Genomic DNA, 18,262 nt, shown 5'->3' on the forward strand with positions numbered 1-18,262 from the left:
TAAAGTAGGTTTAGATTTTGACATAAACGTAAATATAATAAGGTGTAGGACAGATTTTCTAAATTAACGAAGGAGTGTGGAGTATGGCTGAAAAAATCTTTACAACAAGTGCTACAGTAAATGGTGGCCGTGAAGGTCATGTGAAGTCCGATAATGGTGTCATTGATGTTGATTTATCAATGCCTAAAGGCGGAGACCTTCCTAAAGACGCGTCAAATCCTGAGCAGTTATTTGCAGCGGGTTATGCAGCTTGTTACGACGGAGCTTTAAATTTAATGGCTTCAAAAGAGAAAAAAGAAATTAATTCAACTGTAACAGGGGAAGTTAGTCTCATAAAGGATCCTTCAGATGGCGGCTTTAAAGTTGGCGTAACTCTTCATGTAGAAGTTGCTGGTGCAAGCCAAGAAGAAGCTGAAGCGCTCGCTCATAAAGCTCACGATTTCTGTCCATATTCAAAAGCGACTAGAGGAAATATTGACGTTGATCTCGTAGTAAAAGCAAAATAATACATTAAAAAGCCTGAGAGTATTCTCAGGCTTTTCGTTTGTAAATCTATTTAAACGTAAGTCACTATTCATGTGTTTTGTAATAAAATTAAGTATAATAGCATTAATCCATATATATAGCGCAACATGAAAGAGGTGACAACAAATGAAAAAACTCGTTGTTCTTTTGTTTATAGGTGTTTTTACAGTCCTTTCCGTTATTTTTATTCCAATAATATATGATTATTTTACATCGCGATCTTATGGTAGTGAACCAATGGAATTAGCAGACGAAGATACACGTGGAGTAGCAACATTTGCTGGAGGTTGTTTTTGGTGTATGGAACCACCTTTTGAAAAAGTAGAGGGAGTGCACGACGTTATTTCTGGATACATTGGCGGGGAGGAAGAAAATCCTTCTTATGAAGATGTAGCAGGAGGTAACACAGGTCATCTAGAAGCTGTGCAAGTAATTTATGACCCTGACATGGTTACGTATGAAGATTTATTACAAATTTTTTGGAGACAAATTGATCCTACCGATGATGAGGGACAATTTGTTGACCGTGGTTACCAATACACTTCAGGAATCTTTTACTATGATGAAGAACAAAAACTGTTGGCTGAAGAATCGAAACAGGAACTAGAAGATTCCATGCGTTTTGATGAACCTCTCGTCACAAAAATAACAGAAGCTGATACATTTTATAAAGCGGAAGAGTATCATCAAAATTATTACAAGGAAAATCCAGTTCGATATGAATTTTACCGTTCTAACTCTGGAAGAGACGAATTTTTAGATGAATATTGGGGTGAAGATAGAGAGGTTTCTCTCAATGAACCAGAAGAAGAAAATATTTCATTTTGGCGAATGTATGAAAAAGAAGATGAGGAAACGTTGAAAGAAAAGCTTTCAACTATACAATTTGAGGTCACACAAGAAGATGGTACTGAACCAGCATATAGAAATGCTTATTGGGATCACTATGAGGACGGGATTTACGTTGATCTTTTATCAGGTGAACCGTTGTTTAGTTCTACTCATCAATACGATTCTGATACAGGGTGGCCAAGTTTCACACAACCAATTTTAGAAGAAACCATAGTTGAAGAAGATGACTGGGGGTTACTTGGTCGCCGAACAGAAATTAGAAGTAAATATGGTGACTCTCATTTAGGCCATGTGTTCAATGATGGTCCTGATCCAACCGGGCTTAGGTATTGTATGAATTCTGCAGCATTAGATTTCATTCCGAAAGAAGAGATGGAATCTGCTGGCTATGAAGAATTCTTGTATTTATTTGAAGATTAATGAATTGATTTCTTCTATGAAAAAACTTGAAAATATTTATCTGTCTTAGAACGATACAAAACGTATCGTTCTTTTTTTTGAATTAATCGATACGTTATGCTTGATTAATCGTTGCATTCGTATAAAATAGGTATAAAGGTATTAAACAAAAGTTATACGAAGGAGATACATAACATGGGAATATTTAAACTGAAGCAAAACCAAAGGAAAAACCAAGACTTTCATCCTACTCTTCAATATGTTAAAGGAAAATCTTTTAAACTTGAGGATTCTGTTCTTGAACAACGTTTACAATATATGAACGTAACACCTGAAAACCTAATAATTTTACAAGAGGTAAAACCACACATGGAGGAAATAAAGGATGAATTTCTGGAGTCCGTTTTGGATAATGTCTATCAATTTAATGACTTGGTCGCCATTGCTGAAACACATTCATCTAGAGAACGGTTAAAAGATGTTTTTTCTATGTATTTGGACACCTTATTTGCAGGTGCTATAGATGATAAATATGTTCAGATTAGAAAAAGAATCGGAGCAACACACAATCGTGGGGAATTGCCTGTTGGTTGGTTTTTAGCTACGTACCAAGCATTTAATAGTCTATTAATTCCTAAAATCGTTCAACTCTATGTTCATGATCCGAAAAAATTAGCAGATGTGCTCGTTGCTATCACAGACGTGATGAATTTCGATGCTCAACTTGTAGTTGAAACGTATATAGATAGCAAGGTAGAAGAAATTACGTCTTTATATAATGAACAGCAAGGCCTTCAACAAGAATTGAGTGGGTTGAGTCAACAGCTAGCAGCAATGGTTGATGAAAATGAAGCAGCCCTTGATGAAACAGCAGCACGTGCTGAAAAAGTGAGTAAAGATACTTTAATAACAATGAAGAGTAATCAAAATGTCTTAGGCTTAGCTAATATGAGTGAAAAAAATATTGAAGAGATGACCTTATCTTTTAAAGTACTTCGAGATCAAATGGAAATAGGAACAAATAAAGTAGAAGAGATGAAAAAGATTTCCGAAAATATCTCTAATATGACAGGGAAAATTGAGCAAATCGCAGATCAGACAAATTTACTTGCACTCAACGCTTCTATTGAAGCGGCTCGAGCAGGAGATGCTGGAAAAGGGTTTGCTGTTGTTGCAAACGAGGTGCGAAAACTAGCGGAAAATTCGAAGCAAATCACCCAATCAATTATTGACTTATCTTCAGAAAGTAATCATAATACAAATCAGCTTGTAGAATCACTTGCAACGATGAACCAAGCTACGAGAGAATCAGATAAGAAAATTACGGATGTAAAATCTAGTTTTTCAGGTGTAAAAATTGAAATGGAAAATTATAATGAAATGTTCCAATCAAATAAAAATGAAGTGGACTTAATTGTTCATTCCGTTAAAGAATTAGCAGAATCTACTAAAAATTTAACAAATGTATCAAATGAGCTTCTAGACAAAGGACAGAAATTAACATCCGTCTAACCTTGCCTTTTTTGAAAACTATATGAAAGGAGAAACATTGGATGTCATATAAAAAAGCTACATTTGCGGGTGGTTGTTTTTGGTGCATGGTTGAGCCATTTGATGAACTACCAGGTATTATTGATGTTTTATCAGGTTACACAGGCGGTCATGTAAAAAAACCAACATATAAGCAAGTAAAACAAGGAATGAGTGGTCATTATGAAGCTGTTCAAATCATATATGATCCCGATGTTTTTTCTTATCAAAAGTTACTTGATTTATATTGGCCACAGATTGATCCAACCGATGATGGCGGTCAATTTATCGATAGAGGTAGCCAATATCGAACGGCAATTTTTTATGAAGATGAAGAACAAAAACAGTTAGCAGAGCAATCATTGTTAAAGGTAGAAGAAAAGGGCCCCTTTACGAGCCCAATCGTCACGAAAATTCTTCCACTGTCTACCTTTTATAGTGCTGAATCAGAACATCAATCGTTTTATAAAAAAAATCCCGAAAAATACAAACAAGAAAGAGAAGATTCCGGTCGAGATCAATTTATACATAGCCACTGGTCATGAAGGGTATTCTTAGCTTCTATATGAAAAGAAGAGAATGACTTAAAAGCCTTTCTACATTTAAAAAACGAGTCAGATATATCCATTCTGACTCGTTTTTCTATACCTTGGCGGAATAATTTGCATATGAAATACCGATATGTGAACATCTCCTAGAAATATAACCGCTGGTAGTTTGTCAAAAAGCTATTCTGGAGAATTACAGTTTTACTATGATTAGTTCTGATGCAATTGGGGAAAATCTAAAATAGTCCTCCATGCGACATAATCCGAATTATGACATGAAAATAATAATCAATGTAACATTAATTAAAGAAGAAGATATCAAATTAGCCCCAAAAACAGGGCAGTCAGAGGTAGCTTGTTGATTCCTCCGTTGTATGACAGGGGGCACAGCTTGAACTCACTCCACTGTTTTTTAGTTTTATGGTGGTTTTTTATCAAAAACTGCACTAATTTTATTTTAAAAGGAGTAATTAATATGTCTAAACATCATTCATCTTTTTTCTCGCATGCAACGATCAAAGAAAGTAATTTATCAAAGAGTAAAATTGAAAGTCTCGAAAAACAATTCGATGATTACAAAATAGAAACAGTGATGATTTATCAGTCTAGTGCTTTGGCTTATACATATGAAAGAACGGAAAATCTTATTTTAGAACCACATCAAATGAATTCTGTAACAAAATCTGTTTTATCGACTCTAATTGGTATCGCTATTGATAAGGAGCAGATCGATTCATTAGATCATTCGATCGCAACATATTTTCCATACTATAAAGGGAACATCACCATTCGCCAATTATTAACAATGACTTCCGGAGTCGATCCTACAATATGGAAACAGGCAATAGAATCACCTGATTCTGTCGAAAAAATTTTAACATCTGCATTGCCAAAAGATCCAAGAAATCAAATGGTTTATAATAATGCTGATTCTCATCTTTTAAGTGCAATACTTGAGAAAGCGACAGAGATGAATCCGCTTACTTTCGCAGAAAAGTATTTATTTCGTCCTTTAAAGATGAACAATTATTCTTGGGATAAAGACTCGTTTGAATTACCTATCGGCGGATATGGCTTGTTTCTCACAGCCGAAGATTTAATGAAATATGCCGTCATGATGTTGCAAAATGGTCAATGGGAAGGAGAACAAGTAGTTTCAGAGTCATGGACTCGTGAAGCATCTAAGCAACATGTTTCTACGGAAAAATGGAAACAATCGTATGGTTACCATTGGTGGGTAAGTGAATCCGTTAATCATCAACCTGAATTTTACTATGCAGCAGGCAGAGGAGGAAAATTTATTTTTATTTGTCCTGAACAACAATTAGCCGTTACTGTTACTGCGAACTTATCAACAAAAGATAGCCTATTACCTTATCAATGGTTTGTGAAATATATTATAAATAAGGATTAGACTATAAATATCTACTAGTATCACTAGAACGAGGAAAATAAAACATATAATTGTTTAGTAAGATTGTTAATTAGAATAGGTTTTATAATCACTTCTTCTTGATTTAACTAATTAAAATATATATACTTTATAAAAGTTAGTATGGTAGTTTTGGAGGGATATTATGAATGCTTTAAGAGGAATTCATCACGTATCAGCACTTACTGCGAATGCGAAAGATAATTTATATTTTTACACGACAATATTAGGGATGAGATTAGTTAAGAAAACAGTTAATCAAGATGATACGAGTGTATACCACCTATTCTATGCGGATGAACGAGGAAACCCGGGGACAGATTTGACTTTTTTTGAGATTCCACATGCCGCAAAAACAAAAGAAGGAACACACAGTATTAGTCAGACATCGTTGAGAGTGCCAAATGATCATTCATTAAACTATTGGATCAATAGGCTCCATGAATATGATGTTGAGCATGGAGAAATAACAACAAATAACGGACGGAAAACTTTAAATTTCCGAGATTTTGAAGGACAGAGGCTTCAGTTTATTTCTGATGAAAATAATATTGGTGTTCCAGGTGGGACTCCTTGGGAGAAAAGTCCGGTTCCAAGAGACAAAGGCATTATCGGTCTTGGTCCCATAAGACTGACCGTTCCAAAACCGACTAAAACACATGCTGTTTTAAAAGATGTATTAGGTTTTACTGAAACCTCCCGATATGAATTAGAAGGAACGGACGTTGTCGTATTTTCTACAGGAGACGGAGGTAATGGCGCAGAAGTACATGTGCAAGCCTCCATAGATTTACCTACGGAACGGCCGGGGCGAGGGAGTGTCCATCATGTTGCTTTTCGAGTAGACAATGAAGAGGAGCTTCGGAAGTGGGTAGAGCATATTCAGTCTCTTGGATTTATAAATTCTGGTTTTGTAGAAAGATATTATTTCCGTTCTTTATATTTTCGTGAATCAAATGGAATACTATTTGAATTAGCGACGGATGGACCTGGATTTGAAGGAGATGAATCTTTTGATACTTTAGGAGAAAACTTAGCGCTACCTCCTTTTTTTGAAGATCAGCGTGAGGAGATAGAGGCTAAATTGAAACCTCTTCACACGAAATAATAGCTTCTTTGTTGAACTTGAAAACATTTTTCTCTTGTGTTTGTCAATGCCATTTCTACTAATAAATTAATTGCTTTCAGATAGATCAAAATAGAGCACAGCAAACTTATTTAGCTAAGTTTGTTTCAACCTGGCTAGTCCGGTAGTTATTCCAACGCACTATCTCGTCTCTATTTCTTCCCTGAAATTCTTTAGAAATGGAGTAAGGCGAGAGTCTAGTGACTTTTGTTGAGTTGGTTGCTATGTGAAAGGAGAATAGTGCGCGGCGAGTGAGAACGTCGTTGATGAAGTACAGGAAATAGGTTACAAACAGCAACTTCGACTCTATCTTAAAAAGACTGTTTAGAAAGACCGCAACAGTCTTTTTAAGATAGAATAGTATTTAAAGTACAAAATGGGTTTCTTTTTTACTATGGTCCTTATGAGAAAATCTTAAATTCAACATTACGCGATTACAATAAATGATATACAGATAATAGTAAAATAGGTTATATTTAATTATGTCAATTCTCTTTTAAAGGAGGGCCTATGGACATTACATCCGTTTTACTAGTGCTTTTATTTGTGTTTAACATTTTATTTGCTGGAGTTATTATATTTATTGAAAGAAAAGATGCTTCTTCTGCATGGGCTTGGGTTCTTATTTTATTTTTTATTCCTGTCTTAGGATTTATAATTTATCTCTTTTTAGGACAAAATTTAACGAGACGACGGTTGTTCGACTGGGAAGGTGTAAAAAAGGTTGGGATTGTAGAGATCATATCCAAACAAATAGAACAAATACAAAACCCATCTTTTACCTTTCACGACACGAACGTTGATCCATACCGTGATTTAATTTATATGCATTTAGTGAATAACGATGCTATATTGACGAAAGATAATAATGTAGAAGTATTTCACGATGGTAGACATAAGTTTGATCAGTTAATAGAAGATATTCGTCAAGCAAAAGATCATATTCACATTCAATATTATATTTTCCGAAATGACACGATTGGCAAACAGTTGATCAATGAAATGACCAAAAAAGCAAAAGAAGGTCTGAATGTTAGAATATTGTACGATGAGTTAGGTTCTAGAAAGCTTCGTCGAAAAGATTTTCTTGAGTTAACGGAAGCTGGTGGAGAAGTAGGTGTATTCTTCCCAGCACGGTTCCCTTTAATTAACATACGTTTAAACTACCGAAACCACCGTAAACTGTGTATTATTGATGGACAGATCGGTTATGTCGGAGGATTTAATGTTGGTGATGAATATATTGGAGAAAGTAAAAAATTCGGATATTGGAGAGATACTCACTTAAAGATAAAGGGAAATGTTGTTGATCCGATGCAAACACGTTTTATCTTAGACTGGAATCAAGCGTCTAAACATCTTTTCATCGAATATGAACCCAGGTATTTCCCGATGAAAACAAATCAAGGAAATGCGACCATACAGCTCGTTTCAAGTGGACCTGATTCTGAGTGGGAACAAATAAAAAATGGTTACATGAAGATGATCATGACAGCAAAGGAATCTATTTATATTCAAACACCTTATTTCATTCCAGACGAAAGTTTATTAGATGCGCTAAGAATAGCATGTTTATCGGGAAAAGATGTTCGAATTATGATACCTAATAAACCAGATCATCCATTTATTTATTGGGCAACTCTCTCTCATATTGGGGGACTTTTAAGCTCAGGTGCAAAAGTGTACATTTATGAAAAAGGATTTATTCATGCCAAATCAATCGTTGTTGATAGAAATATGAACTCCGTAGGAACGGCGAATATTGATAATCGTAGTTTCAAACTTAATTTTGAAGTGAATGCCTTTATCTATGACAAGGAAACATCGGAAACACTCGCACAGGCTTTTGAAAGGGATATTCTTGATTCAACTCGACTAACAGAAGAACTGTATAATAAACGATCCAACTGGATTCGGTTTAAAGAATCTATTTCTAGGTTATTATCGCCAATCTTATAAGTATACCAGCAACAGGTGTTTTCTATAACACCTGTTTTTTTATGCACTTTACAATAATTTATACCGATTTTATACACTGTAAGTATAAATTATTGTATAAAAATAAATGATGTTTCATAAAAATGTTGCATATATATGTACCTGAGAGTATAATAATGAATTAAATCAACTTATAGATGAAAGGTAGATGGTTTTTTTGAAAAAGGTAGCTATTGTAGGTGGCACGGGGTATGGAGCATTGGAGTTAATGAGGTTCATAGAGGGACACTCTCATCTTCAATTAAAACAAATTATCTCCCAATCACAGCATGGTACACAATTAGATGATTTTTACCCACATCTTACAACATTTATAGAAGAACCATTACACACATATGACGTTTCAAACTTAAAAGAAAACATTGATATCGTGTTTTTTGCAACACCAGCAGGGGTTACTAAACAATTAATCTCTTCTTTTTTGGATACTACGATTCAATGCATCGATTTATCAGGTGATTTAAGACTTTCTGATCGGAGTTCTTATAGGAGTTGGTATGGGGAAGAGGCTGCAGCCCAAGCAATATTAGATAGAGCTGTTTATGGATTATCAGAAATATATGGCACTGAAATAAAAGATTCGTTGATTTGCTCCAATCCAGGTTGTTTTTCAACAGCTAGTTTACTAGGCTTAATTCCAGCTGTTCAGAGTGAACTGATCGAAACGGATTCCATTATCATAGATGGAAAAACTGGTGTATCAGGTGCCGGAAGAAAACAGTCATTAATGACTCACTTTTCTGAAACTAATGAAAACGTCAAACCTTATAAAATTGGAAAACACCAACACATACCTGAAATTGAACAATATTTAACGAAGGAAGCAAATTCTTCTGTATTTATTAATATGACGACTCATTTAATTCCAATGACGAGAGGTCTTCTATGCACGATGTATGGTCGCTTAACTTCTACTATTTCACCAGAAGAAGTGCATGAACAATATACGAAATTTTATCAATCACACCCATTTGTGCGAATTAGACCTCTTGGCAGCTTCCCTGCAACAAAAGAGGTATACGGTAGTAACTTTTGTGATATTGCAGTGCATATCGATGCGAGAACAAACCAACTTATTGTGATCTCAGCGATTGACAACCTCGTAAAAGGTGCCGCAGGGCAGGCAATTCAAAATGCAAATATTATGAATAATTGGCCAATCGAAGAAGGCCTAAAACATATCCCTATCTATCCATAAGCGTTAGGCGATAAAACCTATTATGAAAATGAATGGAATGGTAAAGAATCGAAAGGAGTATGTTATATGTTTACACCATCAAAAACAGAGATTCAATTAATAACGGAAGGCCATGTTACAAGTCCAAAAGGGTTTACTGCAGGAGGTATGCATTGTGGTATACGAAAAACTAAATTAGATTTTGGATGGCTTCATTCAGAAATTCCTGCAACAGCAGCAGGTGTATATACGAAGAATACCTTTCAAGCAGCTCCGCTAAAATTAATGAAAAAAAGTATTGCAGTAGATCAAAAGTTGCAAACGGTCGTTGTGAATTCAGGTATTGCTAATTCTTGTACTGGAGAACAAGGGATGACCGATGCGCTAGAAACACAACAAAAAACAGCTGATGAGATGGGTGTGAAAAAACATCATGTAGGAGTTGCTTCTACTGGCGTTATAGGGGTTAACCTTCCAATGGAGAAGATCTCAAGTGGTGTTTCTTCCATGAACATAGAAGAAAATCAGTCTGCCGAGCGTTTCGAACAGGCAATTTTAACGACAGATACGAAAACAAAACATACAGCTGTAAAACTTGAGATAGACGGTAAAACGATTACTATTGGTGGTGCTGCTAAAGGTTCCGGGATGATTCACCCTAATATGGCGACAATGTTAGCCTATGTGACAACGGATGCTGAAGTAGAAGCAGATAGTCTTCAACTTGCATTAAGAACGGTTACGAATCAAACGTTTAATATGATCACCGTAGATGGGGACTGCAGTACAAATGATACTGTATTAGTTTTAGCAAACGGTCTTGCAAAAAATGAACCTTTATCAGAAAAACATCCCCAGTGGTCATTGTTTGTGAATGCGTTGCAAGAAGTTAGTGAAGAGTTAGCGAAACAAATTGCAAGAGATGGAGAAGGAGCAACAAAATTACTCGAAGTAACCGTGAAAGGAGCTCCATCAACCAATTCTGCTCGTCAAGTTAGTAAGGCAGTCATTTCTTCTAATTTAGTTAAATCGGCTGTTTATGGTGCTGACCCCAATTGGGGAAGAATCATCTGCGCTGTTGGTTATAGCGAGCAATATGTTGACCCAGATAAAGTCGCTGTATTCATTGGACCAATTCCTGTTGTAAAAGATGGATTACCTGTCGATTTCGATGAAGATGAAGGGAAAAGGTATTTATCAAATGAACATGTACAACTATTCGTAGACCTTCAAGACGGGGATCATGAGGCAACAGCGTGGGGATGCGACTTGACCTATGATTACGTAAAAATCAATGCATCTTATCGAACGTAAGGAGTGAAATCATGGATATTATTGTTTTTAAACTAGGTGGCAGTATTTTAGCAAAACTTCCAAACTCTTTTTTTGAAACATTAGTTAAGGTGAAACAAGATTATAAATGCCAACCTGTCATCGTACACGGTGGTGGACCTGAAATTACAGAAGCTTTAAATAAATGGAATGTTAAATCAACGTTTGTTAATGGTTTACGAGTGACAACGGCTGACGTATTGCATGTTGCAGAGATGGTATTAAGTGGTTCTTTAAATAAACAGATTGTCGCAAATATACAGCGGGCGGGTGGCTCTGGGATTGGATTAAGTGGAGTGGATGGTTCGTTATTAACGACAAAACCATTGGATTCTAAACTAGGCTTCGTCGGGGAGGTGTCTTCGGTGAATAATAACATGTTAAATATGGTCATTAACCAAGATTCGATTCCAGTTATTTCTCCCATTGGAATCGATGCAGATGGTCAAAAATATAACATCAATGCTGATATGGCAGCAGCCGCAATCGCTATTGCATTAAAAGGAAAACTTGCTTTTATCTCAGACGTACCAGGTGTGATGGAAGAAAAATCCTCTGGCTCTTATGTTTATCCAGAGTTGACCAAATCAAAAATAAAAGAATTGATACAAATTGGGGTTATCACAGGTGGCATGATTCCAAAAGTACAGTCCGCATTAAGTGTCCTTGAAGCAGGGGTCTCCGAAGCCGTAATCTTAAATGGTTGTCAACCTGCAGATGTTACACAATACATCCAAGGAAATCCAGTAGGAACAAAAGTAGTGCATGAGGAGGCATATTATGTCTGAGTTAACAACGACAAATAAAAGCACAATTATGAATACGTACTTAAGACTACCTCTAACATTGTCAAAAGGAAAAGGTAGTTATGTATGGGATCAAAATGATCATATGTATTTGGATTATACATCAGGAATCGCCACGCTGAATTTAGGTCATGTGCCTCCTGAAGTACATGCAAAAGTAACTGAGCAATTAGATAAGCTTTGGCATTGCTCCAATCTTTTTGAAATTCCAGCACAGCAAAACTTAGCAGATGAATTAACATCACTCAGTTGTTTTTCACAAGCTTTCTTTTGTAATAGTGGGGCCGAAGCAAACGAAGCTGCCATTAAACTAGCTAAAAAATACGCAAAAGATCAAGGGAATGAAGAAAGAGTAGAAATTGTTAGTTTTACTGGGTCTTTTCATGGTCGAACTGGAACAACTCTTGCGGCAACTGCTCAAGAAAAAATTCACCAAGGATTTACTCCTATTACACCTGGGTTTCGTTATTTACCATTTAATGATTTTGAATCGCTTGAAAAAATAAATAATGGTAAAACGACTGCGGTAATCCTTGAACTCGTTCAAGGGGAAGGGGGCGTTCGTCCCGCTAACCTCGAATGGGTTCAAGAATTAGCAAATGCTTGTCAAAAAGAAGATATTTTACTCATTATAGATGAAGTACAAACCGGAATGGGACGAACGGGAACACTATTTTCCTATGAACAATATGGTATTGAACCAGATATGATGACGTTGGCCAAAGGATTAGGGTCAGGTTTTCCAGTCGGAGCTTTATTAGCGAAAGATAAATCAGCACTATCTTTTCAACCAGGAACACACGGAAGTACGTTTGGTGGAAATCCTTTAGCAATGACAGCTGCTAAAGCAACGCTTGATACAATTGTCAGCCACCATTTAGTAGATGAAGTGAAAAGATACAGCGAAAAGATTTTCACTAAATTACATGAGTGGAAAAAGGAATTCCCAGCAATCGTTGATGTTCGCGGGAAAGGATTTCTTATCGGGGTTGAATTTGATAAAGAAGTCAAAGGAATAATCGAAGGATTACGTAAAAACCATGTATTAGCCCTTGTAGCTGGACCAAATGTATTAAGAATTCTTCCACCTTTAAATACGACAGAGGAAGAAATTGATCAATTTTTAATGATACTACATGACATACTTGACGAACAGTTAAAGGAGGAATCTTCATGACAAAGGGATATCTTGTTCTAGAAACAGGTGAAATATTTGAAGGAGATTGGATCGGCGCTTTAAAACCAGTTACTGGTGAAGTTGTATTTAATACAAGTATGACTGGATACCAAGAAATGATGACGGATCCTTCTTATGCAGGACAAATTCTCACATTTTGTTATCCTCTTATAGGAAACTATGGATTAAATGATTATGATCAAGAATCGAAGAAAATAGCCGTTTCAGCGGTCATTGTGAATGATTTATGTGAAGAACCTAGTCATTATCAATCATCTCGAACATTCACCGAACAATTAGAAGATGAAGGAATACCTGGATTAAAAAATATTGACACGAGAGAATTAGTTTCTGTTATTCGTCAACACCATACCGTTAGAGGGAAAATCGTAGATGATATGGAAAAAGTTAAGGAATTGAGTTGGATTTCAGAGACAGAAAGAAATCTAATAGATCTTGTATCTGTCAAAGAATCGGTGACCTTTGATAATAATGGACCTCACGTTGTGATGATGGATTTCGGTTATAAGAAGTCTATTTTAGATGCTTTGCTAAATGAAGGGTGTAAAGTGACCATCGTCCCATATGAATCATCGATAACGGATATTCACCAGTTAAATCCTGACGGCATTTTATTAAGTAATGGTCCTGGAGATCCGATGCAAATGAAAGCTCAGTTCTCAAAAATCAAAGTTATTACGGAACAGTATCCAACTCTTGGTATCTGCTTAGGCCATCAATTAATTGCTTTAGCTCATGGCGCTAAAACGAAGAAAATGCCGTTTGGCCATCGCGGAGGAAATCACCCTGTGAAAGATATTATTTCTGGTAAAGTAGCGATCACATCACAAAATCACGGCTATGTTGTCGAAGAAGGATCGATAAATAAAGCAACATTTCAAATCCAATTTCAAAACGTGAATGACGGATCATTAGAAGGAATAAAACATCACTATTTACCGATCCAAACTGTCCAGTTTCATCCTGAAGGACATCCTGGACCAAGTGATACAGCGTATATCTTTAAACAATTTATTCAGCAGGTGGAAGCAGCAGGAGGGGAAGAAATATGTGGAAGTGCGATTCTTTAAAAAAAGTACTCGTTATTGGGTCAGGACCAATTGTGATAGGGCAAGCAGCAGAATTTGACTATGCAGGAACACAAGCTTGTTTAGCATTAAAAGAAGAAGGAATTGAAGTTGTTCTTGTTAATAACAATCCCGCAACGATCATGACAGACGAAATGATCGCTGATCACGTATATATGGAGCCTTTAACAGTTCAGTCTATCGAAAAAATTATCGCAAAGGAAAAGCCAGATGGAATGATCGGAAGTCTCGGAGGCCAAACTGGTTTAAATTTAACGGTAGAACTGTTTGAACATGGCATTTTAGAAAAATATAATGTTCAATTACTAGGGACGTCCGTTCCTTCCATTCAAAAAGGAGAAGATAGAGACCAATTCCGTCAGTTAATGATGGAGTTACATGAACCAATTCCTGAATCTGAAATTGTCGAAACGATGGAAGAAGGAATGACGTTCATCGAACAAATCGGATTTCCTGTCATTATTCGACCAGCCTATACATTAGGAGGAGCTGGAGGCGGATTTGCTTATGATATTGACGAGTTTCAAACGATTTTAAAACAAGGATTAACGCTTAGTCCCATACACCAAGTACTCGTTGAAAAAAGCATTAAAGGTTGGAAAGAAGTAGAATACGAAGTGATGAGAGATGCGAATGATACATGTATCATCGTATGCAACATGGAAAACATGGATCCTGTTGGTGTTCATACGGGTGATTCTATTGTTGTCGCACCTTCACAAACTTTAACAGATCACCAATATCAAATGTTACGAACCTCATCAATCAAAGTGATTCGAGCTCTTGATGTTGTAGGTGGGTGTAATATTCAGTTTGCTTTAAATCCTGAATCAAATGAATATGCGATCATCGAAGTAAATCCGCGGGTAAGTCGTTCTTCTGCACTGGCATCCAAAGCAACAGGTTATCCTATCGCTAGAATCGCTGCAAAATGTTCGATTGGATACCCATTAGATGAAATCATTAATCCGATTACAGGAAATACGTATGCGTCGTTCGAACCTGCGTTAGATTATGTTGTTGTGAAGCTTCCTAGATTTCCATTTGATAAGTTTCCTGAAGCGGATCGAACATTAGGAACACAAATGAAAGCAACCGGCGAAGTGATGGCTATCGACAGAACATTTGAAGGGGCATTGAATAAAGCGATCCGCTCATTGGAATTGAATGTGCATAGCCTTCATTGGCCTAACATGGAGAAAAAATCGTTGCAGGAATTGACGAACTTATTAAAAACTCCGAATGATTTACGAATCTTCGCAATAGCAGAAGCACTTGTCCGTCATATTTCTATCGATATATTGATGGAATGGACAGAAATAGATTACTGGTTTTTAAGAAAAATAGAGCGAATTATTCAATGTGAAGAGCACTTAAAACAAACGAATTGGGCGCAGTTATCAAAAGAAGACTTATTATATTCAAAGAAATTAAATATTAGTGATGAAAGAATTGCGGAACTTTTTGACTTTTTACCGTCATTTTTACGAAATGAATATAAGCGAATGAATATTCAACCTTCATACAAATTAGTGGATACTTGTGCTGGAGAATTTGATGCCATCACACCTTATTATTATTCAACTTGGCACGGAAAAGATGAAGTGAAAGTGCAGAACGACCGTAAAAAAATTCTTGTTCTTGGTTCTGGACCGATTCGAATTGGCCAAGGCGTCGAATTTGATTATTGTTCTGTTCATGCTGCATTAGCTGTGAAAAAAATGGGTTATGAAGCGGTTGTCATCAATAATAATCCAGAAACAGTTAGTACAGATTATTCTATTGCCGATCGTCTCTACTTCGAACCGTTGGCTGCAGAAGATGTATTAGCAGTGATTGAAAAAGAGCAAGTCGAATCAGTATTGATTCAATTTGGTGGTCAGACAGCAATAAATTTAGCGAAAACCTTAGAAGAGGCTGGAGTGAAAATTTTAGGTACAACACCAGACCATATCGATCAAATAGAAGATCGCGAACAGTTTTATTCTCTATTAAATGAGTTAAATATCCCGCATATTGCTGGTGACATGGCTCATTCATCTACTGCTTTAAAAGAACTCGCTTCAACGATAGGATATCCTGTACTTATTCGACCTTCGTATGTGATTGGCGGTCAATCGATGTTTATATGCTATAACGAAAGCGAATTACAGCAATATGCGCATAGAGTGCAAGAAGATACTAATGACCGCTGTTGGCCATTGCTCATCGACCAGTATGTGCCCGGACTTGAGTGTGAAGTGGACGTGATTTGTGATGGAGAAAATATCCTCATCCCAGGTATATTCGAACATTTAGAAAAAGCTGGTGTTCATTCTGGAGATAGTATGACTGTTTTCCCACCTGTTTCCATTTCAGAGGAAATAAAAGAAGTCATTGTGGAGCAAGTAAAACAAATTTCTAAAGCGATACCTATCATAGGGATCATGAATATACAGTTCGTTGTCCATGAGAATGTTGTCCATGTACTTGAAGTTAATCCAAGGTCTTCAAGGACTGTTCCGATCATCAGTAAAGTGACAGGAGTACCGATGATTGAATGGGCTGTGATGGTTCAAAACGGGAGTCATCTGAATGAACTAACACCTGAGACAGGATTAATGAGTGAACCTGATTATTATACAGTTAAAGCTCCGATTTTTTCGGCAACGAAGTTAAAAGGAGTCGACCACGTTCTTGGTCCTGAAATGAAATCAACAGGAGAAATTATCGGAATCGGTTTAACAAAAAATGAAGCAATAAAGAAAATTGCATCCTTTGCTGGATATACAAAGTTAGAAACAGATGAGCCTTTGCAATTGTTTGTATCCGTTTCTGATCGAATGAAACAAGAAAGTGTCTCCGTTATTAAATCACTTTATGATGCTGGAGCAGAGGTCACTGCTACAACAGGAACAGCTCAATTTTTGGAAACGAAAAATATATACGCAAAAACAATGGTGAAAGATAAAAAAGAACTGTTAAGCTATTGGAAAAACTCTCCGCCTCACATGGTTTTAAACATCCCAAACCAAGGTAGAGAGAAGGAGAAAATCGGCTTTTACATTCGCGAACTGTCAGTAAAATACGCCGTTCCTTACTTTACAAGCTTAGAAACGATGAGCGCTGTCATCGGTTGGGTTAATGGTGAGGACATGGAAGATACACCAAGAGCAATTGATGAATTTGTTCATAAGTTATCTCAACAAACAATAGTTAACAAATAAACCATAGGATTAAAAGAGGTGTAAAACAATGGAGAATGTAAAAGAGAAAGATCAAGAGTGGACATTGACAACTGATCATTTATTAACCATATTTGATTTAACAAGTGAGGAAATTGTTCAATTAATCGAAGAAGCTGCGATCATGAAAAAACAATTAAAAGAAGGGGTTCCTCACCCTCATTTACAAGGTAAAACGTTAGGAATGATTTTTGAAAAATCTTCTACAAGAACAAGAGTATCATTTGAAGTAGGAATGATGCAGTTAGGTGGTCATGCGTTATTTTTAAGTTCAAAAGACATTCAATTAGGTCGAGGGGAAACAGTATCTGATACCGCGCAAGTGCTTTCTCGTTATGTAGATGGGTTGATGATTCGTACTTTTGAACATGCAACAATCGAAGAATTTGCAACAAACTCTTCGGTTCCAGTGATAAACGGATTAACCGATTCCCATCATCCAACACAAGTTTTAGCTGACCTTCTAACAATTTATGAAAATAAAGGGACGTTAAAAGGACTAAAAATTGCTTATGTGGGAGATGGAAACAATAATATGACGCACTCTTTATTACAAGGAGCTGCATTAGCAGGAATGCATATGGGTGTATCGAGTCCAAAAGGATACGAACCAGACGAACACATATATAATCGAGCTGTTGAGAAAGCTTCAGAAAATGGAACAACCATTTCCTTTCATTATGATCCAGAATCAGCAGTGAAGGATGCAGATGTTGTTGTCACAGATGTTTGGGCAAGTATGGGGCAAGAAGAAGAGCAGGAAAAACGCAAAGAACATTTTAAACCTTATCAAATTAATAAACAATTAGTTTCTTATGCAAAAAGTGATTTTATCTTTTTACACTGCCTTCCCGTGCATCGAGGTGAAGAAGTAACGGCTGAAATCATTGATGGACAGCACTCTGTTGTATTTGACGAAGCAGAAAATCGCCTCCATGCCCAAAAAGCATTATTAAAAAAAATCATGAAAAGTTAGTTTTTTTTGTAGACAAATGCATAAAGATACGTTAGGATAGATAAAAATACT

At 36.3% G+C, this 18,262-nt stretch carries 14 protein-coding genes; all 14 read left to right on the top strand.

Features of this window, described 5'->3' with window-relative positions; genetic code table 11:
* The first annotated feature begins 83 nt into the window (after positions 1 to 83).
* The 14 genes from QDN89_RS14905 (at position 84) to argF (ending at position 18,211) form a co-directional block, all read left to right on the top strand.
* Positions 84 to 506, top strand: a complete 423-nt coding sequence (locus tag QDN89_RS14905) for an organic hydroperoxide resistance protein (RefSeq protein ID WP_280770951.1) — start codon at positions 84 to 86, stop codon at positions 504 to 506.
* A gap of 145 nt (positions 507 to 651) precedes the next feature.
* Positions 652 to 1,797: a peptide-methionine (S)-S-oxide reductase MsrA gene (msrA, locus tag QDN89_RS14910; protein ID WP_280770952.1), complete on the top strand. Its 1,146-nt coding sequence runs from the start codon at positions 652 to 654 to the stop codon at positions 1,795 to 1,797.
* 174 nt (positions 1,798 to 1,971) lie between these two features.
* Entirely contained in the window at positions 1,972 to 3,288 is a 1,317-nt protein-coding gene (locus tag QDN89_RS14915) for a protoglobin domain-containing protein (protein ID WP_280770953.1), read from the top strand.
* Between the two features lie 41 nt (positions 3,289 to 3,329).
* Positions 3,330 to 3,851 carry a peptide-methionine (S)-S-oxide reductase MsrA gene (msrA, locus tag QDN89_RS14920; protein ID WP_280770954.1) on the top strand — a complete coding sequence of 174 codons (522 nt, stop codon included), beginning with the start codon at positions 3,330 to 3,332 and terminating at the stop codon, positions 3,849 to 3,851.
* A 478-nt stretch (positions 3,852 to 4,329) separates the two neighbouring features.
* Positions 4,330 to 5,268, top strand: a complete 939-nt coding sequence (locus tag QDN89_RS14925) for a serine hydrolase domain-containing protein (protein ID WP_280770955.1) — start codon at positions 4,330 to 4,332, stop codon at positions 5,266 to 5,268.
* Positions 5,269 to 5,431: 163 nt separating this feature from the next.
* Positions 5,432 to 6,394, top strand: coding sequence for a ring-cleaving dioxygenase (locus tag QDN89_RS14930; protein WP_280770956.1), 963 nt, complete (start codon positions 5,432 to 5,434; stop codon positions 6,392 to 6,394).
* Positions 6,395 to 6,922: 528 nt separating this feature from the next.
* Positions 6,923 to 8,371, top strand: coding sequence for a cardiolipin synthase (gene cls, locus QDN89_RS14935; protein WP_280770957.1), 1,449 nt, complete (start codon positions 6,923 to 6,925; stop codon positions 8,369 to 8,371).
* A gap of 187 nt (positions 8,372 to 8,558) precedes the next feature.
* Positions 8,559 to 9,608: an N-acetyl-gamma-glutamyl-phosphate reductase gene (gene argC, locus QDN89_RS14940; RefSeq protein ID WP_342394383.1), complete on the top strand. Its 1,050-nt coding sequence runs from the start codon at positions 8,559 to 8,561 to the stop codon at positions 9,606 to 9,608.
* Positions 9,609 to 9,674: 66 nt separating this feature from the next.
* On the top strand, positions 9,675 to 10,901 hold the full coding sequence (argJ, locus tag QDN89_RS14945) for a bifunctional glutamate N-acetyltransferase/amino-acid acetyltransferase ArgJ (protein WP_280770959.1): 1,227 nt from the start codon (positions 9,675 to 9,677) through the stop codon (positions 10,899 to 10,901).
* An 11-nt stretch (positions 10,902 to 10,912) separates the two neighbouring features.
* Complete coding sequence (gene argB, locus QDN89_RS14950) at positions 10,913 to 11,707, top strand: acetylglutamate kinase (RefSeq protein WP_280770960.1); 795 nt, start codon at positions 10,913 to 10,915, stop codon at positions 11,705 to 11,707.
* Positions 11,700 to 12,902 (top strand): aspartate aminotransferase family protein, encoded by a 1,203-nt coding sequence (locus tag QDN89_RS14955; protein WP_280770961.1) that lies wholly within the window; start codon positions 11,700 to 11,702, stop codon positions 12,900 to 12,902. The genes argB and QDN89_RS14955 overlap by 8 nt, the downstream gene beginning before the upstream one ends.
* The gene (locus QDN89_RS14960; protein ID WP_280770962.1) at positions 12,899 to 13,993 is read left to right on the top strand and encodes a carbamoyl phosphate synthase small subunit; all 1,095 of its coding nucleotides are present in this window, start codon (positions 12,899 to 12,901) and stop codon (positions 13,991 to 13,993) included. The genes QDN89_RS14955 and QDN89_RS14960 overlap by 4 nt, the downstream gene beginning before the upstream one ends.
* Entirely contained in the window at positions 13,972 to 17,217 is a 3,246-nt protein-coding gene (gene carB, locus QDN89_RS14965; protein WP_280770963.1) for a carbamoyl-phosphate synthase (glutamine-hydrolyzing) large subunit, read from the top strand. The genes QDN89_RS14960 and carB overlap by 22 nt, the downstream gene beginning before the upstream one ends.
* 28 nt (positions 17,218 to 17,245) lie before the next feature.
* Entirely contained in the window at positions 17,246 to 18,211 is a 966-nt protein-coding gene (argF, locus tag QDN89_RS14970) for an ornithine carbamoyltransferase (protein WP_280770964.1), read from the top strand.
* The last annotated feature ends 51 nt before the right edge of the window (positions 18,212 to 18,262 follow it).

This window comes from Salipaludibacillus daqingensis, assembly GCF_029891575.1.
Lineage (GTDB): Bacteria > Bacillota > Bacilli > Bacillales > Salisediminibacteriaceae > Salipaludibacillus > Salipaludibacillus daqingensis.